The organism is Chitinophaga sp. HK235 (assembly GCF_018255755.1).
GTDB lineage: Bacteria > Bacteroidota > Bacteroidia > Chitinophagales > Chitinophagaceae > Chitinophaga.
Genome location: NZ_CP073766.1, coordinates 710,993 through 730,354, shown reverse-complemented (window position 1 = coordinate 730,354; position 19,362 = coordinate 710,993). Strand labels below are relative to the sequence as shown.

Below are 19,362 nucleotides of genomic sequence, written 5' to 3'. Positions count from 1 at the left end.
GAGATAACTATTTTTTGTCTTCTGTAACAGCGCCGGGTGCAATCAGTGGCAGTATAGCATGATGGAGGAAAGTACCCCTAAAAGTGGCAAACATGATCCCTCTGGTAGTGGACAATGCTGTGCTGTGCAGATGCTCCACCAGGTCCTCTGGCATATCCGGCTGGCCGGCTGCGTTAAGTCTAACCACTTCTGCAAAGTTACTCATGGTAAAAACGCAGTTGACAGCAAGGCTTCCCAGTTGCTGATGAATATTTTCATTATGCACGGCAATTTTTACGGTAACTAGCACCAGGTTCTTTTCATCATCAGCTTTGCTGGTAATATGTATATTATAATGAAAGCTGCTGAAAGGAGGATGTTCCCCCGGATAATGGAGGGAACTCTCAAGCAGGTCTATGCTTTGGAGAGCAAGCTGCTGTGGCGTCGGTTTGTTCTGTGGTGATCGTTTAGTCATGAGCGTGAATAAGCAATGATTTCAGTTAAGTGGTCACTATATATGATAGACCGGAGAGAATGATGAACTATTGGCAGGAATGTTTTCGGAGCTGACTGTCAATTGCACATCCTGGATCACTTTAGGTTGAGAAGGTGTAAAAAACTCCATGACAGGCACTTCCAGTGCGATAGCTATTTCCGATAGCGTATCGATGGTGAAGTTGTGGGTACCACTCAGCCATCGGGAAATCTCCGATGGATTTTTACCCATTCTGGCGGCCAGTTCCTTATTGCTCAGTCTTTGGGAGTCCATAATACCGGCGATGCGGCCTGCCAGTACAAACCTTGTTTCCACCTGCAGGCTTTCCAGCGGTGTAATACTGGCCATCACATCAGCAATGAATTCACTGCTGTATTTCCGGGCCCCCTGATGATTGTTTTCCATCTACTGTAAATATTAAGTTTCCTGATAATCGGGCATCCTTTTCCGACCAGTAGATATCCCCTGTCCGAATCTTACTACTGATATCCCGGGAGATACTGGCCAGCAACTTTTCAGGCAGCCCTGCCGCACCTTTTTTCCCGGGCCTGGCGGCTCCTCCTCCGATGATCAGTGCCACCGTCCCTACCCGGTAACAATATAACCGGAGCTTTTGCTCCGGATGGTCGAACAAGGCACAAACACTGTCGGCCCTTCTCCCCCGCTTCACATTAAAAAATCTGTTCTGCATTCCATAACGGTTGCCAATATAAGAAAGATACTGGGTAATGCTTCTTATTTCCATAGCGTGCTCTCCGATATGGTCCTTCACAAAATGCTCAAACAAGCTCAGATTGTCGTTAGCGATCATGACAGAATAAATGCCAGCTTTCCTTCCTGAGAACTGCTGCATCTCAATAATTTCGTAATTCACGTGAACTGCTTGGGTTTAACTGTACAGAAAATAAAACTCATGACAGAACTGTATCTGGATACAAATAATGACACTAATGAATACTGGTTTAATTTACCAGAGATGATGGTTGAAATGACAAATGTCAACAAATAGCTTAAAAGTAAATTATAAACATCCCAAAAATTGAAGAACAATTAAAGAAAGAGCCGTTTCCGGCTCTTTCGGGTTTTTACAAACTGACATGGATGAAATAAAAATTTACTTAAACATCAATACGAGCACTAAAGTAAGAAAGTTTTTCAAACTGAAAAAATATTTATTGCATTATAAATCAATTTTTCAATAAAATAATTTCTATTAAATTCAATTTATGCGCATATAAGTAAAAAAATTATGCCTGTAACGATGAGTTACAGGCATAAAAAAAGGGGGGCCGAGAAAGCTCCCCTGAGATCAAACCAAAATGGGATCCCCATTTCAGGATGCTATTGAATTGTTGGATGCTATACAATTTTATTGTTCCAGCTTGATTTCGCCGAGGTCAGTAGCCTTACCATCTTCTACTTTTACATCTTTGATAACGGCGTTTTTAAAAGGCGCCTTACCATGAATAGTGATGGTGTAGGTACCAGCTTTGGCAGCCGGAATAGCGAAAGAACCGCTGGAAACAGTACCTTTCAGTTTTTCACTACCGTTATCGGCTTCTACAGCTGTAGCGCCTTCGGCAGGTGTAACTTTACCAGTAATAGAACCACCTTCGACTGCGCGGAGGGAATCCATACCTTTAACAGAATCCAGGCCTGCAAAGCGGGATATGGAATCTACACTGGTGAAAGAATCAATACGCGCCGCTGAATCCAGTCCTACCAGGGAAAGAGAATCAAAACGGGCTAATGAGTCTGCTGCAGACAGAGAATCAATTTTGATTGAAGCACTTTCCAAAGACCTGACAGTCGTTGCATCTGCGCTTCTGAACGAAGACATTCCTACTACCATTGCAGCTAAAGCGAACATTCCTGTGATTGTTTTTTTCATGGCATTCAATTTTTTGTATGGTTAAAATTTATGATTACTATCTTGTAACCAGTTGATTGTGCATGGTTTTTGTTATAAGGCAAGCATTATTCAACCGCCGTATAATAACAATACATCTGACAATGCACTTACCATTAGTGAAAGAAATGTTAAAGACAAAAAATTCAAGAATTACTAAGCGCAAAGGGGATTAAAATCTATCTTCGCACTGGCGGAAACAAAAGATCAAAGCATGTTGCAACTAAGTAACGACGAAATAGTTAAAGGCATCAGAAGCAGGGACAAGGAGGTCTTTGAAGCTGTTTTCAAACAGTTCGCCCCTTCTATGTATAATATTGCCTATCGTTATGTAAAAGATGAAGATGATGCAAACGATATGGTGCAGGACGTATTCCTCAATTTGTGGAAAGGTGCGGAAAACCTGGATGAGCGCGCTCCCATTAATCATTATCTGGCCCGCGCCACTGTGAACACCTGTTTGAACCGTATTAAAAAAGAACAACGGAAAGAAGTATATGCAAAAGAACAATTGCTGACAGCCTCTCCTGCTGACAACACCCATTCCCTGCTGGAACATAAGGAACTGGAAGCACAGTACCGCTCTGCCCTCGATAAATTACCGGAACAATGCCGCCGTGTGTTTGAAATGAGCCGTCTTAAAGGCCTGTCCCCGGCTGAAATAGCAGAACAACTGAATATCTCTATTAATACTGTATACGCTCATCTCACCACCGCACTGAAAAAACTGCGGGTTGTTTTAATCAACAAGGAGTAAGTTGCCGGATTTTTTTTCGAGCCCGCTTAATGGTAAACCCTTTTCCGATTGTATAGTTAATAAGTAGCCATGAATAAGAATACAGACATAGATATAGTGATCCGTTATCTGGAAGATCCGGACAATGAGCAGCTCAAAAAGCAGCTCAACGACTGGATTCAAGAGGATACCGCAAATCTGGATATCTTCCTGGACATGAAGGCTATGTGGCAGGGCGATCCCCTTCCAGCCGCATCTGCTTTTGATACCCAGGGCCAGTGGCTACAACTGAATACCGCCCTTGAAACCCTGCCAGCTGAAACTACGGCTACGGCTAAACGAACCGCTTCCCGCAAATCCCGCGTGATCCAAATGAAATCACGCTACTGGTGGGCAGCCGCCGCAGTACTCGCTGCTGGCCTCACCTGGACATGGTTCGGGCCCGGCAGCTATAAAACCATCACTACCGCACAAAACCTTGACAGCCTCCACCTCCCGGACGGCTCCATGGTATATATAAATGCACACAGTACCATCCGCTATTCCCGCTCTTTTGGCAAGAATAACCGGCAGATAAAAATTGATAAAGGAGAAGCTTTCTTTGACGTAGTGCAAAATGATGCCCTTCCTTTTAAAGTAGATGCACCGGATGTGGAAGTACAGGTACTGGGTACCGCCTTTAATGTAAAAGCCGCCAAAACCGGCGTCAAAGTATTTGTACAATCCGGAAAAGTAAGCGCCGCCTATAAAGGAACAGAGAAGAAAGTGATCCTGACACCCGGTCAGGAAGCTTCCCTCCTGCGCCATGGCAACAGCATCGATACCCGGTTGCATAAAGAAAAGAACAATATCCTGGCCTGGAAAACAAGGTGCCTCACCTTCGATGATGCTCCGCTCACCGAAGTAGCTGCTGCACTATCCGATTTCTACAATGTACAGGTTATCATCAGCAACCAGCAACTCGCTGATAAAAAACTGCTGGCCACCTTCCCCAATATGCCGCTGGAGGAAGTGCTGGACATCATGCGGAAAACACTTCAAATCAACATCACCTATAAAAACAACCTGGTAGAAATCCACTAACCGGCGCCCGACCTCTCGCTTATGCTGCAGCATACGATGCAACAGGCGCCGCATCCTCACACCAGGTCCAGGTGCGTGCCTGTATATTTTTTATTCATTGTTATCCTGGTTTTGGCCGGCACATTAGTAGCCGCCCAGACGCCTGATGCCCTCTCCAAAAAGGTGTCCCTCCAATATGTCAGTGCCAGCCTCAAAACCGTGATCCGGGACATCGAAAAACAAACCAAATACACTTTTGCTATTTCGAGCGAAGAACTGGAGACCCGCAGGGGCGTTAGTATCCATGTACATCATGCCTCCCTGACCGACGTGTTGCGACAGCTGTTTCCACCCGCACGCTACCGCGTAGAGATCAGAGACGGCCAAATTATCGTCATACCGCAAAACACAGCTCCCACTGACCTCTCAGGTAATCCGGCCGACAGAGTCGTCAGCCCCAACCGCTGGCTGCTTACCGGCACCATCACCGACGGGCTGGTACCACTCAGCGGCGTATCCCTCCGGGAACAAGGGACTTCCAACGGCACCGCTACCAATGAAAACGGTAACTTCAAACTAGAACTCGCTTCTGGACAGGCTGTCCTTACCGTATCCCTGATAGGCTTTGAAACCAGGGAAATATCTGTTAGAGACCGACACAATATCACCATCACCCTGCAACCCGATCTGAAAAAACTCAATGAACTGATAGTGCTGGGTTATGGCCTGCAGAAACGCGCCAACATCACCGGCGCCATCGCACAAATAGACGGTGCCAGACTCAAAAGCAGGCCCGTACCCAACGTCATCGCTGCCCTGCAGGGAACCGCCACCGGACTGGTAGTCACCCGCAGCAACGGACAGCCAGGCAAAGAAGGTTTTAATATACAGGTACGTGGAGTAAACTCCGGCAGCAACAATACACCTGTTATCGTAGACGGGGTCCCCGGCTCTCTCGCTGTACTCAATCCCGATGACATAGAATCAGTATCTATCCTTAAAGACGCTTCCGCAGCCTCCATTTATGGCGCCCGGGGAGCTGGCGGTGTAGTGCTTGTCACCACCCGCAGTGGCAAACCCGGTCAGTTGTCCATCGACTTCAATACCCTCGCTGGTTTTGAAACACCTATCCGCGTGCCCAAACGGCCCCCCTCTTATGTGCAGGCCTCCATGGAAAATGAAGCGGCGGAAAATGCAGGTGGCTTTGCTCCCTGGCAGCCCTATGAAATTGAGCTGATGAAAACGGGCAACCACTACGCACTGGACTATGCTCATCCCGGATACTATAAATACTATTATAATTTTAATCAGCTGCCACTGCTCACCAAAACAAAAACCGGCGTAGAGAACTACAATCTCTCTGTAAAAGGTGGTGACTCCCTGACCCAGTTTTCCGCTTCTCTCGGATACTTCGGTCGGCAAGGCATCTTCGCAGTAGGGCCGGACCGGACCCATCGCGTTAATGCGCGTGTCAATCTAAACAACCGTTTCAGTAAACACTTCAGCCTCGAAACCCGCCTCTCCTATGCTCAAACCAATACACTGTCTCCTTCACAGCCGGTGGAAGGTCCGCAAGGGTTGTTGGCAGGGCTTTATCGCGGTCCGGGCAATGTACCCATTTTTGTACCTGGCACAGAACATTATGCTTTCGGTGGTGCCCCCATCTACGCTATCCTTCATGATGGCGGCGCCCGCGAAGAAAAAAACAATTACATAGATGCCGTATTCACCCTACGGGCAGACAGCCTTGCCAAAGGCCTTACCCTACGGCTGATCTACAGCCCGCAGAAACATACGCTGCACGATAACCTCGGACGCAACACGATTGAGCTCTGGAACCAGATAGCACCGGTAGACGCTGTACAAAAAAACAATCTGCTGCAGCAAAGCAGACTACAGGCTAAAGGCGGTAACCTGCAGCTACTGGCCGATTACGATACCAGAATCAATAAACATAATATACATCTCCTCGGTGGCTATACGCAGGAAACCTATAATACAGACCAGCATACTGCTGCCTCCTACAATATCACGAAAGCGGAAGTGGATGCATACCGATTCAGCAACCCTCCACAATACAATATGACACAACTGGCCAGCGGTACGCTGATGTCTTTGTTCGGAAAATTCAATTACAACTATGACAACCGTTATCTGCTGGAAGCAAACCTGATAGGTGCCCGTTTATCACAACACAGCAGCGCATTTGCGCCGGTAGAACAATGGCAGGCATTTCCTTCCTTCTCCGCCGGGTGGCGGCTCAACAATGAGGAATGGTTTAACCATGCACTGCATTTTTTCAATGAGTTCAAACTACGCTGGTCCTGGGGCCGACTGGGCAATGTCAATAGCTGGAACATGATTGATAATGATGAAAGACTCAGTACTTTTACTTTCGGCTTCAATAATCCGTTCTCTCCTTTTGTTTATAAAAATCCCATCCCGCAGGCTTCCGGCTGGGAAAACATTTCAACCAACAACTATGGCTGGGATGCTACTCTTTTCCGGGGCAGGCTGACCCTTTCTGCAGACTACTTCGTGAAACACAACCGCGATATGCGGATACCCGTACAACTGCCTTCGACAGCAGGTGCATGGCCATTACGCTTTAATACCGGTGAGATGAGATCATGGGGCTGGGAATTGAATGCCGGCTGGAGAAGCAGTCATGGACCTTTTACCTGGTACCTCAACGCCAATCTGTTTAACAACCAGACAAAAGTATTGCGCAACGATGGCGTGAACCCGCAACCAGGCTGGAACCTGGGCATACCTGGTTACCCATATTCCTCTCTGTTTGGATACATGACCGACGGCTATTTCCAAACAACTGCCGAAGTGCAGCAGCATGCCTTCCAAAGCGACAAAACAGGTCCTGGTGACCTTCGCTACCGCGACATCAACGGTGATAAACGTATCGACAACAAAGATCTCGTTTACCTAGGCAGTACAGACCCTCAGCTGGCCTACGGCATAGACGCAGGTTTCTCCTGGAAAGGCATAGAAGTCTCTGTCTTCTTCCAGGGTGTCAGCAACCGGAAAGTAATGCCGGATCCCCGTTATAATGTTCCGTTTACCAGCGGCTGGCAGCAACCCTGGGATATCAACCTGGACCACTGGACACCGGATCATCCCGATGCATTATTTCCCCGTCTTTACCTGCGGGATGCACAGAACACGGTCCCCTCCAGCCATTGGGCCATGAACGGAGCCTACATCCGCCTTAAAAATCTACAGATAGGTTATAGCCTTCCCGCCGCGTGGCTCAAAAGAATCAGCGTCAGAAATCTGCGCCTCTATTTCTCTGGTCAGGACCTCTGGGAAACTACCAAAATGAAGATCAGATATTACGATCCTGAACAAGCAGGGGGATATATCGGTAACGCCTATCCGTTTTTCAGATCGTATACGATTGGACTCAACATAACTGTGATGTAGCTTGATACTACTGATGTTCCTGATGAGCGGAGATTTATATGAATAATAAAGGAAGAATAATAGCTTAAAATAAAACAGGGCATATCAATGATATGCCCTGTTTTATTTTATAAAAATGTTTTAACCTAAAATCAGCACTAATCAACGCCCATCAGGAACATCAGTAGTATCAAGCTACATCACAGTTCCCCCTTCTTACCTGCCAGCAGATACAATGCAGCCATTCTTACCGCTACACCGTTTTCTACCTGGTCGAGAATGATGGACTGTCCGGAGTCGGCCACATCTGAGTCTACTTCCACACCACGGTTGATAGGACCTGGGTGCATGATCACGACTTCCTTGTTCAGGCTATCGAGCAGCTGGCGGTTAACGCCGTAGGCCAGGGAATATTCGCGCAGGGAAGAGAACAGCGGAGTGTTCTGCCTTTCGAGCTGTATACGCAGTATGTTGGCCACGTCGCACCATTGCAGGGCTTCGCGGATATTGTAACTAACATTAACGCCCAGGGCTGCCGCCATATATTTTGGAATCAGTGTGGGAGGACCTACAACCGTTACTTCAGCACCCAGCTTTTTCAGGCAATAGATGTTGGAGAGAGCCACACGGGAATGCATGATATCACCACATATGGCCACTTTTTTACCTTCCACGCTGCCCAGTTTTTCCCGGATAGAGAAAGCGTCCAGCAAGGCCTGAGTGGGATGTTCATTGATACCATCGCCGGCATTGAGAATGGGCACGTTGATATGTTTGGCCAGGAAGTGTGGCGCACCGCTGGCCGAATGGCGCATCACCACCACGTCCACTTTCATGGACAGGATGTTGTTGACCGTATCGATCAGCGTCTCTCCTTTGGAAACGGACGAGCCGGAAGCAGAAAAGTTAATGGTGTCTGCGCCCAGTCGTTTTTTCCGCCAGCTCAAAAGAGATGCGGGTACGTGTTGAGTTCTCAAAAAATAAATTTACAATAGTAGTGTCGCGCAGCGTGGGAACTTTTTTAATCGGCCTTTGTAAAACCTCCTTAAACTGGTCGGCTGTTTGAAAAATAAGTTCTATATCCTGGCGCTGCAGATCGCGAATTCCGAGTAAGTGTTTTACAGAAAGTGACATTAATGTGCAAATATAAAGGGTGAAATCTGAATTGTGAAATCCGGTTTATGTTAATCAACCAGAATTACTTCATCTTTACCGTCTCTTTGCTCCCACAATACCCTTACTTTCTGGGAAATAAAGGCATCAATGGTGCGCCCGGTATAATCGGGCTGAATGGGCAGCTGACGGCTAAAACGCCGGTCTATCAAGGCCAGCAGTTCCACCGACGCAGGCCGGCCGAAGTCAAGCATGGCATCCAGCGCTGAACGAATGGTCCGTCCTGTATACAATACATCATCTATCAGCACCACCTTCTTGTTTTCAATGGAAAAATTTATGTTGGTTTCACTGGGCACATGCAGGGTTTTACCCTTATTGTAATCATCTCTGTAAAAAGTAATATCAAGCTTTCCGTAATGGATAGTAGCATCCGGTAGCAATTTCTTTAATGTTTCATAGATTCTGTCGCTCAGGTAGATGCCCCGTGGCTGCAGTCCTATCAGCACCGTGTTTTCAAACTGCAAATGATTCTCTATCAGCTGATGGCAAAGCCTGTCTATCGTAATAGCCAGCTGCTTACCGTTTAGTATGGTTTTCAAAACACAACGTTTTTAGACGCCAAAAATAATGATTAATGCCACACATAAAAAGGTGAATATCATAAACTACTGGATAAATATTCCCTCTTTTTATTTTTTACTATAGGAGGATTGATATAAATAGCGAACAAATTATATTAAATATCGCCATTTTATGAAACAAATCTTTTTATCTGTACTGGCTGTAAGCGCCTTCCTGTCTTCGCATACACTGCGGGCCCAACAAAAAAAGAACTTCGTCAGCCTTGGATTTAATTATTACGACTCCAATACCAAACCGACGGAAGGGGGACGCTACCCCGAAAAAGTAAGCTCATCCGGTTTTAGTATAGCTCCTGCCTATGGTTATTATCTGAATGAGCATTGGGCACTGGGTATTCAGCTCTCTTATTCCAGCAGCAAACAAGGAATATCGCAGTACAAAACAAATTTCTGGACTATCAGCCCTTTTGTACGGTACGAACAATCCATCTGGAATAAATTATCAGTATATGCAGACGGTTCACTAGGCGTTACTTTTGGTTCCATAGATGCGCATTCCGATTGGCCCAATAATGTCTACTATCCCAAAACCAAAGAGACAAATTATGGTCTGAACATCACACCCGGACTGCTTTTTCATATAACGCCGGCCTTTTCTGTGACCATGAATCTTGGATCTATGTTTAGCGCCAATCGGACTACGACCGATGTAGGGGACACCAAAAACAATTACACACAGGTAGGACTCTTCAAAAACTTTGGTATTAACAATATACAGTTTGGGGTCAACTTTCACTTCTGATGTCGGGGAAATTAGTTGTCCTGATTTACCTTCATCTGTCGTACTTTAGTAATAGCAAATAGAAGCTATGAAAACATTAAAGCTAATCATTACTATGGCCGCTTTCTTACAGTTCTGGGGCACCTCCTCCCAGGGACAAATAAAAACCGGAGACAAAGTGCCTGTGTTCAGCCTGCAGGACCAGCAAGGTAAAACCTTCGACCTCAGCACAGTACTGGGCAAGCAGCCTCTGGTAATTTATTTTTATCCAAAAGACGAAACCAGTGTATGCACCAAAGAAGCTTGTTCTTTCCGTGATTCGTACCATGATTTTCAGAAATACGGAGCGATGATAATCGGTATCAGTGCAGATAACGTGGCCTCCCACCGGAGTTTTGCAACGCATCACAATTTGCCTTTTACGTTGCTGAGTGATCCGAAAAATGAAGTCAGGAAATTATTTGGGGTGCCCAAAACCTTTGTAATTCCGGGCCGTGTGACTTATGTGGTAGACAAAAATGGTATCGTAGTGCATGAATTCAACAGTCTCCGTGATGGAGAAAAACATGTCACGGAAGCGCTGGAAGCATTAAAGAAAATGTAATATTTTTTATTCGGTAATCCAGCCGTCCCGTTGCAGGTGGTAAACTTTCATAGTACTGTCCAGCAGCGGGACGTCGTTACCATGTCCATAGTGCAGGATAGTTGTATTCAGTGTAGTATCATTCTGCCAGCGATAGCACATGCAGTAGTAGCCTACAGTTTACGCAGGTCTCTGAAAGAAACAATTTCCTCTCTCAGCTGAAACAATTTCAGCAATCCGATCAGCCCCATCACCAGTGCAAACGCAGTAAGGGCCAGAAATCCGGACACTTCCGGTACGTTGCCAATCTTGTTACTCATCAGTAATATTCTTATCAGAAATACGGCGGCCAATCCCAGGTAAACCAATACCCTGACACCATCTTTCCTTTTCTTCTCTTTGAAAAAATTTCCAAAAGCCATAAGAGCCTCACGGCTGGCTACCTGTGGCTGGTAACCGTTGGCAATCAGACGTTGCTCAAGATCCCCTACCCGCCATATTTTGTGGCGTTCTTCAAAATATCCCTTCACGATGGTAATTATATCTTCCTTTGGAGCCTCCATATCGTCATATTGTTTTCGCTTACAAAATAAGTAAAAGGCGGTGAATATACATTCACCGCCTTTATATCAAGTCATGAACATTTCACATTAAGCTTCTTTCAGGAACGGATAACGGTAATCGGTAGCCGGAACGAAAGTTTCCTTGATGCTTCTTGCACTCAGCCAACGGTAGAGGTTCAGCATGGAACCGGCTTTATCGTTGGTACCGGAAGCACGGGCGCCGCCGAAAGGCTGCTGGCCTACAACTGCGCCGGTTGGCTTATCGTTGATGTAGAAGTTACCTGCACTGTTCACCAGTTTTCTGGTGGCCAGTTCTACTGCATAGCGGTCCTGAGCAATGATAGCACCGGTGAGCGCGTATTCAGAAGTAGAATCAACGGTAGTCAGTAAATCTTCAAATTTATCTGCTTCGTAAACATAGATCGTTAATACGGGTCCGAAGATTTCTTCGCGCATTGTCACGTACTTAGGATCGGCAGCTTCGATCACAGTTGGCTCGATGAAGTAACCTTCTGTTTTGTTGTAATTACCGCCGGCAATGACTTTAGCCTTAGGATCGTTTTTAGCGTTGTCGATGTATTGAGCGATCTTATCAAAAGATCTTTCATCGATCACGGCATTGATGAAGTTGCTGAAATCTTCTGTGGTACCCATTTTCATGGTTTTAATTTCAGCGACCAGTTTTGATTTTATTTCGTCTGCAAGATTGCTTGGTATATAAGCGCGGGAAGCGGCAGAGCATTTCTGACCCTGGTATTCGAAAGCGCCACGGGCGAGTGCAGTCACAGCGATGTCCACGTCAGCGGATTTGTGTACTACCACGAAGTCCTTACCACCGGTTTCACCTACGATGCGGGGATAGGATTTGTATTTGTGGATGTTTTCGCCGATGGTTTTCCACATGGTCTGGAACACACCGGTAGAGCCGGTGAAGTGGATACCTGCAAAATGCGGATCTGCGAAGCAGATATCACCGATCAGCGGACCGCCGGCGTATACGAGGTTGATAACACCTTCAGGCAGACCAGCTTCAATCAGGATCTTCATGATCATGTTAGCCGCAAATACCTGTGTGTTGGCAGGTTTCCATACTACTACGTTACCACACATGGCAGCGGAAGTAGGCAGGTTGCCGGCAATAGCGGTGAAGTTGAATGGTGTCACGGCCAGTACGAAACCTTCCAGCGGACGGTATTCCATTCTGTTGTGAATGCCAGGTGCGCTTACAGGCTGTTGGCGGTAGATTTCGCTCAGGAAGTGAACATTATAACGGAGGAAGTCGATCAGTTCGCAGGCGCTGTCGATCTCTGCCTGGAAGGCATTTTTACTTTGACCGAGCATAGTGGCCCCGTTTATGTGGAAACGGTATTTGGTGGCGATCAGATCAGCTGCACGCAGGAAGATGCCGGCACGTTGTTCCCAGTCCATGTTCGCCCATTTTTCGCGGGCTTCCAGTGCGGCAGCGATAGCGGCTTTTACATGGGAAGCATCGCCCTGGTGGAAATGGCCCAACTTGTGTTTGATTTCATGCGGCGGACGGAGATCCACAGTATTACCGGTGCGAACTTCCTTACCACCGATATACATTGGAATATCTGCCACTTCAGCTTTAAAGGCTGCCAATTGCTTCTTCAGCGCAGCCCTTTCCGGAGAACCCGGTGCATAACTCAGTACTGGCTCATTCGCAGGTGCTGCATATTCAAAATATCCTGTATTCATTTCCTCAGATTTTGTTGGTGTATCAATTAAGAATCAACTAATAACAAAAAAAGTTTCCGCTGCAAATTTACAAAGCAATTTGCAGCAGAAACCTATTCATTATTTACCTATTGTTATCAATTATTGTCCTCTTCCTTCTGCATCATCAGGTAAGCCTTGATAAAACCATTCAGCTCACCGTCCATCACGGGACCCACGTTACCTACTTCATAGTCGGTGCGGTGGTCTTTGATCATTTTATAGGGGTGAAATACGTAAGACCTGATCTGCGAGCCCCATTCGATTTTACGTTTGTTGGCATTGGCAGCGTTTTTCAGCTCTTCGCGTTTACGCAGTTCTTCTTCATACAGACGGGATTTCAGCATGGTGAGTGCTTTTTCACGGTTCTCACCTTGTGTACGTGCCTGCTGACATTCGATGATGATGCCGGAAGGAACGTGCTTCAATCGCACAGCTGTCTCCACTTTGTTTACGTTTTGTCCGCCTTTACCACCGGAACGGTAAAACTCCCATTCCAGATCGGCAGGATTGACAGCGATCTCGATCGTGTCGTTCACTAACGGATATACATATACGGAAGCGAAGGAAGTATGCCTGCGTGCATTTGAATCAAACGGGGAAATACGTACCAGGCGATGTACACCGCTTTCTGCTTTCAGATGTCCGTAGGCAAAGTCTCCATCGAATTCGAGGGTGGCAGATTTAATACCGGCGCCCTCCCCGTATTGGGTATCGATTTCAGAAACTTTCCAGCCTTGTTTTTCACCATACATCCGATACATACGCAGCAGCATCTCCGCCCAATCCTGGCTTTCGGTACCACCCGCGCCGGAGTTGATTGTCAGTACTGCCGGCATTTCGTCTTCCGGCTGATTCAAGGTGGATTTGAATTCCAGGTCTTCCAAAGCAGACAACGCGTTGCTGTAAGCCTGCGCTACTTCTTCTTCCGTTGCTTCTCCTTCTTTGAAGAAATCATTGAGTACGCTGCTGTCTTCGATAGCAGTCTGTACCTGATCATAAAGGTCAACCCAATATTTGTTTACCTTGATTTCTTTCAGGATAGCCGTAGCTCTGGCGTTATCATCCCAAAAACCGGGGGCCAGGCTTAATTGTTTGTCGTTTTCTATTTTAGCTAATCGGTCAGGGACGTTAAAGAAAACCTCCCAGGACGTAAAGACGGTCCCTCATAGCTTTAAGTTGCTCTATTGTCATAGCGGGCAAATGTAAGGAAAAATGTACAATTCTGCTAATGTCAATACAATTCTACCGGTTGATACTGCTATCATTTAACACAGCTTTAGCATAATTTTTGCTGAATCTGCTGGTAACCATATCCATAATATCAAAAAACTTAATATAAAAAAAGTTTCTGCTACATGATGGTATCCCATGAAACCCTCCACTATAAAAACAAATCCGTTTTTAATACACTGGCTTTTATCATCATGCTTGCCGCTAATGCGCTGGCATGGCTGCTGCCTATCAACGGCAAAAAAATAAGAGAGGTTTCAGATGAATACCCTACCCTCTTTACACCGCCGCCTTTCACTTTCTACATCTGGGGCCTGATCTATCTATCGTTATTATGTTTTATAGTATATCAGTTATGGCTGGCCTTTTCCGGCAAACAACCCCGGCTACTGGCTCATGTGATGAACTGTCTGAAAGAATGGTTTCTGATTAGTTGTGTGGCCAACACTACCTGGCTCTTCGCCTGGCATTATGAACTGATACCTGTAACTGTTGGGCTTATACTCATTCTGCTGGCGGCACTTTTTATCATTCATATCAATGTCGGAATCGCCAGTAAACCGGCTACCCTACCTGAAAAATTATTCATTTATTTTCCTTTCAGTCTCTACCTCGGCTGGGTAAATATTGCTACGCTTGCAAACATCACCACTATGCTGACATACACCGGATGGGCCGGCAGCAGCGGGTTTCAGATAGTATGGACTATCAGCATGATATCACTCGGCACACTGATCAGTATCATCATGGTGCTGCGCAGAAACAATATTATTCATGCACTGGTAGCAGTATGGGCTTTTTACGGCATACTCATCAAACGAAGAGATGCAGGTATGATGGAACAACAACCCATCATCCATACCTGCATCATTGCCATCGGTATTATCGCAATCGCTATTTCCTGGCAATTGTACAGGAAACCGCGATCATAACGCAATCATAAAAAGTAAAAGATTATTTTTGAGGCGCAATTAATAACAGAAATTATGTTTCCTACTATCAGTCCTGTAGCCACGAAATCGTGGCAGGCATTGCAAAAACATGCCGATGAAATGAAAAAGGTACAGATGCGTACCTTGTTTATGGAAGACAGAGAACGTTTTGCTACGTTTTCCCTTCAGTTGGAGGACACCCTGTTTGACTATTCCAAGAACCTGATAACCGAAGAAACCCGCAGCATGCTGCTGGCACTGGCAGAAGAGAGCGGCGTCAGCAACGCCATCAAAGCCATGTTCCATGCAGAAAAAATCAACGTCACAGAAAACCGTGCCGTACTGCATACCGCACTGCGCAACTTCTCCGGCAAACCCGTACTGCTCGACGGCCGCGATGTTATGCCGGACGTACTCGGCGTCCTGAATAAAATGGATCATATCTGCCGGCAGATACATTCCGGTGAATGGAAAGGTTATACGGGCAAGCCTATACGTTATATTGTCAACATCGGTATCGGTGGCTCTGATCTGGGTCCGGTAATGGTGACCGAAGCCCTGAAACCTTACTGGAAGCCAGGCATCCAGCCTTTCTTCGTTTCCAACGTTGACGGCACACACATTGCGGAAACACTGAAGCACATCACTCCTGATGAAACGCTCTTCCTCATTGCTTCGAAAACATTTACCACGCAGGAAACCATGACCAACGCACATACTGCGCGGAACTGGTTCCTGGAACACGCTAAAGACGAAAAATTCGTTGCCAAACATTTTGCTGCTTTATCTACCAACGAAAAAGCAGTGACAGCCTTCGGCATCGATCCCAATAACATGTTTGAATTCTGGGACTGGGTTGGCGGCCGTTATTCTCTGTGGTCCGCTATCGGCCTATCTATCGCACTGACGATCGGTTACGAAAATTTCATCGAACTGCTCAATGGTGCACATGCAGCCGACAATCACTTTACACAAACACCCCTGGCCGAAAACATACCTGCTATCATGGCGCTGGCAGGCATCTGGAACTGCAACTTCCTGGGTGCAGCCACTGAAGCTATCCTGCCTTATGATCAATACATGCACCGTTTCCCTGCCTACTTCCAGCAAGGTAATATGGAGAGCAACGGAAAACATGTAGACCGCAACGGCCAGCCTGTACATTACGAAACAGGTCCTATCGTTTGGGGTGAACCAGGCACCAACGGTCAACATGCGTTTTACCAATTGATACATCAGGGTACCCGCCTGGTTCCATGCGACTTCATCGCACCGGCCATCAGCCACAACCCTATCGGCGACCACCATGTGAAACTGCTCTCTAACTTCTTCGCACAAACGGAAGCCCTTATGAATGGTAAAACCGAAGCGGAAGTACTGGCAGAACTGAAACAGGCCAACACTTCAGAAGAAGAAATCAAACGGGTACTGCCCTACAAAGTATTTACCGGCAACCGCCCGTCCAACTCCTTCCTGCTGAAAGAAATCACCCCCCGCTCCCTTGGTATGCTGATCGCCTTCTACGAACATAAAATATTTGTACAGGGTGTTATCTGGAACATCTACAGCTTCGACCAATGGGGCGTAGAACTGGGTAAACAGCTCGCTGGTAAAATCCTGCCTGAACTGCAGAACGAAGAGCTTATCACTAACCACGACGCCAGTACGAACGGATTAATCAACGCATTCAAGAAGTTAAGAAAACAATAAACACAACAAAAAAAGCGAATCGCCCATTGATATGTATCAATGGGCGATTCGCTTTATAAGTTAAAAGAAAACCTATGATTTTTCTTGTTGGTTTCAGAAGGGCATCATAGGCATCACCGTTACCATTTATCTACCTCGTCAGCGCTATGTGAAGCTGGGGCGGATGCCGCAACAACCGGCGCGGAAACTGCTACATCTGCGGTACGGGATACCTCATTGTCGCCGTCTGTTTCCTCCTGGTCTTCCTGCACATAATCGTGATTGTAGGCATCAAAATCGAAATCGGGCATCAACTCTGTTTTTACATAGTTGATAGTTTCGGTTAATGCATTCAGGAACTTGTTAAAGTCCTCCTTGTACAGGAATACCTTGTGCCTGTCATAACCGTTGTCATTAAAACGTTTCTTACTCTCCGTAATAGTAAGAAAGTAATCATTTCCCCGAGTGGTCTTTACATCAAAGAAGTACGTTCTTCTTTTGCCCGCTTTCAATCGTTTAGAAAAGATGCTATCATTGTTTCTTTCCTGTTGATTGTTGTTTTCGTACGCCACAGTTGATAGATTTAAGTGTTAACGAATCAAATCCTGTTACAATAAGGAACAAATATACTATTGTTTTACAAATATCAAAATATTTTTAAATGATTTTGAAAAAACATAAAACTTCCCTGTAACGGGCTATGGCCGGGCATATACAAGATTATGATTGTTACTCAGTTACACTTTCGTCTTCACCGGATTGCTGTCTTGCGTACAGCTCTGCATAGTAACCATTCAATGATAATAATTCTTCATGTGTCCCTTCTTCCACTATCTTTCCTTCATCCAATACAATGATCTTATCAAACTCAAAAAGTGAAAAGATACGATGGGTAATGATCAGCGCGGTTTTATCCTTCAGATAGGCATAGAGGTTACCGATGATCTCTTTTTCCGTACGGGCGTCTACGGCAGAGAGGCAGTCATCAAAGATCATGATACCAGGGTCCTTGATGAGGGCACGGGCGATGGATATACGTTGTTTCTGGCCACCGCTGAGGGTTACGCCGCGCTCTCCTATCTCCGTGTCGAAACCTTCATTAAAGCCAAGGATATCTTTCTCCACCGAAGCCTGCCGGGCAGCTTGCCGGACAGCCTGCAGATTAGCTGCAGGATCACCAAAGCGGATGTTGTTGGCGATGGAATCAGAGAACAGAAACACGTCCTGCGGCACATAACTGATCCGGGAACGCAGCTGCTCCAGATGCAGGTAACGCACATCCTGGTCATCCAGCATTACCTTACCTTCCTGGGGATCAAACATACGGATCAGCAGCTGTGCCAGCGTACTCTTCCCGGAACCGGTACGGCCAATGATCGCCACTTTCTGCCCAGCCTCAATACGCAGGTTGACATCTTTTAACGCGGTGATACCCGTATGAGCGTATGTAAACGTTACATGATCAAAGCGAATGGTGCCGTTGAGCTCCACAGACCGGGCACCGGGTTCATCTTTAATACCCGGCTCAATCTGCAGAAATTCGTTTATGCGTTGCTGTGAGGCGGCCGCACGCTGTATCATCGTTGCCACCAGCCCGATAGATAAAAACGGGAACATCAGCATGTTTACATAAATCACAAACTCCGCCAGGTTCCCCACTGTGATATTACCAGCGATCACCTGTATACCACCAATAAAAATAGTGAGGATAACGCTCAGCCCGATCATCAGTGCCATGGCGGGTTGAAATAGTGCGTCCGTTTTTGCCAGACTGATGGAGCTGTTCTTGTAAGCTTCACTCGCGCTTTCAAAATGCCGGCCACTGGCTCCTTCCTGTACATAGGATTTGATCACCCGTATGCCGGAATAGGACTCCTGGGCAATAGACGTGATATTAGACAGCTCAGCCTGTATCTTCTCACTTTTGCGATGGATAACCCGGTTCACATAATAAATCATGAGGGCCAGAAAGGGCAACGGCGATAATGTATACAGTGTCAGCAGCGGGTTTACCTTTAGCATCAGGTATACGATGATCACAATCAGAAACACCGTGCGGGAAGCATACATAATGGCAGGCCCTACGTACATCCGCACCCGGGAAACATCTTCCGTAATACGGCTCATGAGGTCACCGGTACGGTGCATTTTGAAAAAGTTGAGGTCAAGCCGCTGGTAGTGCTGATAAATTTCATTCTTCAGGTCATATTCAATATGACGGCTCATCACAATGAGCGTCTGTCTTTGCAGGAAGAGAAAGAAACCGCTCAGCAAAGCAAAGACCAGAATGCTGACGCCGTAAAATGCCAGGATATGGGAGAAATCTGACCGGAAGGCACCTTTAAGTCCGGTGTCACTGAGTATACGGTACTCATCCAGGTTATGCGACAGCAGGTCAAAGATCTGCCGGACCATGATGGGCTGAAAAATGCTGAATACGATAGATATGGCGGTAAACAACAGTCCCAGGATAAGGCGCCATTTCTGGGCTATGAAGTATTTATTGAGTGCGGCTAAATGTTTCAATCGGATATCTTTATTGCAAAAA

General features: G+C 46.3%; 20 protein-coding genes. 7 read left to right on the top strand and 13 right to left on the bottom strand.

What is annotated here, in order from left to right; translation table 11 throughout:
- Window positions 1-7: 7 nt before the first annotated feature.
- From KD145_RS02220 to KD145_RS32215, 4 genes are all read right to left on the bottom strand, one after another.
- Window positions 8-454, bottom strand: a complete 447-nt coding sequence (locus tag KD145_RS02220; protein ID WP_212004287.1) for a hypothetical protein — start codon at window positions 452-454, stop codon at window positions 8-10.
- Window positions 455-490: 36 nt separating this feature from the next.
- Complete coding sequence (locus tag KD145_RS02215) at window positions 491-880, bottom strand: helix-turn-helix domain-containing protein (protein WP_212004286.1); 390 nt, start codon at window positions 878-880, stop codon at window positions 491-493.
- Entirely contained in the window at window positions 840-1,349 is a 510-nt protein-coding gene (locus KD145_RS02210) for a hypothetical protein (RefSeq protein WP_212004285.1), read from the bottom strand. Before KD145_RS02210 ends, KD145_RS02215 begins: the two co-directional genes overlap by 41 nt.
- A gap of 495 nt (window positions 1,350-1,844) precedes the next feature.
- The gene (locus KD145_RS32215) at window positions 1,845-2,366 is read right to left on the bottom strand and encodes a carboxypeptidase-like regulatory domain-containing protein (protein WP_249219712.1); all 522 of its coding nucleotides are present in this window, start codon (window positions 2,364-2,366) and stop codon (window positions 1,845-1,847) included.
- A 232-nt stretch (window positions 2,367-2,598) separates the two neighbouring features.
- On the opposite strand from KD145_RS32215, the gene KD145_RS02200 reads away from it, so the two are divergent.
- The 3 genes from KD145_RS02200 to KD145_RS02190 all read left to right on the top strand — a co-directional run bounded on the left by KD145_RS02200 (window position 2,599) and on the right by KD145_RS02190 (window position 7,620).
- On the top strand, window positions 2,599-3,141 hold the full coding sequence (locus KD145_RS02200) for an RNA polymerase sigma-70 factor (protein WP_212004284.1): 543 nt from the start codon (window positions 2,599-2,601) through the stop codon (window positions 3,139-3,141).
- A 69-nt stretch (window positions 3,142-3,210) separates the two neighbouring features.
- On the top strand, window positions 3,211-4,203 hold the full coding sequence (locus KD145_RS02195) for a FecR family protein (RefSeq protein ID WP_212004283.1): 993 nt from the start codon (window positions 3,211-3,213) through the stop codon (window positions 4,201-4,203).
- A 111-nt stretch (window positions 4,204-4,314) separates the two neighbouring features.
- A complete protein-coding gene (locus KD145_RS02190; protein ID WP_212004282.1) occupies window positions 4,315-7,620 on the top strand; it encodes a TonB-dependent receptor in 3,306 nt (1,101 codons plus the stop codon).
- A gap of 179 nt (window positions 7,621-7,799) precedes the next feature.
- Here the strand turns inward: KD145_RS02190 and KD145_RS02185 are convergent, their stop codons facing one another.
- The 3 genes from KD145_RS02185 to pyrR are packed head-to-tail and all read right to left on the bottom strand — an operon-like array spanning window position 7,800 to window position 9,314.
- On the bottom strand, window positions 7,800-8,576 hold the full coding sequence (locus KD145_RS02185; RefSeq protein WP_256441253.1) for an aspartate carbamoyltransferase catalytic subunit: 777 nt from the start codon (window positions 8,574-8,576) through the stop codon (window positions 7,800-7,802).
- The gene (locus tag KD145_RS32420; protein ID WP_256441252.1) at window positions 8,506-8,733 is read right to left on the bottom strand and encodes a hypothetical protein; all 228 of its coding nucleotides are present in this window, start codon (window positions 8,731-8,733) and stop codon (window positions 8,506-8,508) included. Before KD145_RS32420 ends, KD145_RS02185 begins: the two co-directional genes overlap by 71 nt.
- A gap of 50 nt (window positions 8,734-8,783) precedes the next feature.
- A complete protein-coding gene (gene pyrR, locus KD145_RS02180) occupies window positions 8,784-9,314 on the bottom strand; it encodes a bifunctional pyr operon transcriptional regulator/uracil phosphoribosyltransferase PyrR (protein ID WP_113619533.1) in 531 nt (176 codons plus the stop codon).
- Window positions 9,315-9,468: 154 nt separating this feature from the next.
- Between pyrR and KD145_RS02175 the strand changes: the two genes are divergently transcribed.
- Complete coding sequence (locus KD145_RS02175; protein ID WP_212004281.1) at window positions 9,469-10,098, top strand: outer membrane beta-barrel protein; 630 nt, start codon at window positions 9,469-9,471, stop codon at window positions 10,096-10,098.
- Between the two features lie 67 nt (window positions 10,099-10,165).
- The gene (locus KD145_RS02170) at window positions 10,166-10,681 is read left to right on the top strand and encodes a peroxiredoxin (RefSeq protein ID WP_249219711.1); all 516 of its coding nucleotides are present in this window, start codon (window positions 10,166-10,168) and stop codon (window positions 10,679-10,681) included.
- Between the two features lie 6 nt (window positions 10,682-10,687).
- Here KD145_RS02170 and KD145_RS32415 read toward each other — a convergent pair whose 3' ends face one another.
- The 4 genes from KD145_RS32415 to prfB all read right to left on the bottom strand — a co-directional run bounded on the left by KD145_RS32415 (window position 10,688) and on the right by prfB (window position 14,154).
- Window positions 10,688-10,822: a hypothetical protein gene (locus KD145_RS32415; protein ID WP_256441251.1), complete on the bottom strand. Its 135-nt coding sequence runs from the start codon at window positions 10,820-10,822 to the stop codon at window positions 10,688-10,690.
- Between the two features lie 11 nt (window positions 10,823-10,833).
- A complete protein-coding gene (locus KD145_RS02165; protein ID WP_212004280.1) occupies window positions 10,834-11,223 on the bottom strand; it encodes a hypothetical protein in 390 nt (129 codons plus the stop codon).
- 87 nt (window positions 11,224-11,310) lie between these two features.
- On the bottom strand, window positions 11,311-12,942 hold the full coding sequence (gene pruA, locus KD145_RS02160; RefSeq protein ID WP_212004279.1) for an L-glutamate gamma-semialdehyde dehydrogenase: 1,632 nt from the start codon (window positions 12,940-12,942) through the stop codon (window positions 11,311-11,313).
- Between the two features lie 116 nt (window positions 12,943-13,058).
- Window positions 13,059-14,154, bottom strand: a protein-coding gene (gene prfB / locus KD145_RS02155) for a peptide chain release factor 2 (protein WP_212004278.1) whose coding sequence is annotated in 2 segments (ribosomal slippage) — window positions 13,059-14,093 and window positions 14,095-14,154 — 1,095 coding nt in all. Because the reading frame shifts where the segments join, the coding sequence is not laid out codon by codon here.
- Between the two features lie 164 nt (window positions 14,155-14,318).
- On the opposite strand from prfB, the gene KD145_RS02150 reads away from it, so the two are divergent.
- Window positions 14,319-15,125 carry a hypothetical protein gene (locus tag KD145_RS02150; RefSeq protein WP_212004277.1) on the top strand — a complete coding sequence of 269 codons (807 nt, stop codon included), beginning with the start codon at window positions 14,319-14,321 and terminating at the stop codon, window positions 15,123-15,125.
- Window positions 15,126-15,179: 54 nt separating this feature from the next.
- Window positions 15,180-16,835 carry a glucose-6-phosphate isomerase gene (pgi, locus tag KD145_RS02145; RefSeq protein ID WP_212004276.1) on the top strand — a complete coding sequence of 552 codons (1,656 nt, stop codon included), beginning with the start codon at window positions 15,180-15,182 and terminating at the stop codon, window positions 16,833-16,835.
- 119 nt (window positions 16,836-16,954) lie between these two features.
- Here pgi and KD145_RS02140 read toward each other — a convergent pair whose 3' ends face one another.
- Window positions 16,955-17,386 carry a DUF3276 family protein gene (locus KD145_RS02140; protein ID WP_212004275.1) on the bottom strand — a complete coding sequence of 144 codons (432 nt, stop codon included), beginning with the start codon at window positions 17,384-17,386 and terminating at the stop codon, window positions 16,955-16,957.
- 157 nt (window positions 17,387-17,543) lie between these two features.
- Window positions 17,544-19,340 (bottom strand): ABC transporter ATP-binding protein, encoded by a 1,797-nt coding sequence (locus KD145_RS02135; protein ID WP_212004274.1) that lies wholly within the window; start codon window positions 19,338-19,340, stop codon window positions 17,544-17,546.
- Window positions 19,341-19,362 lie beyond the last annotated feature (22 nt).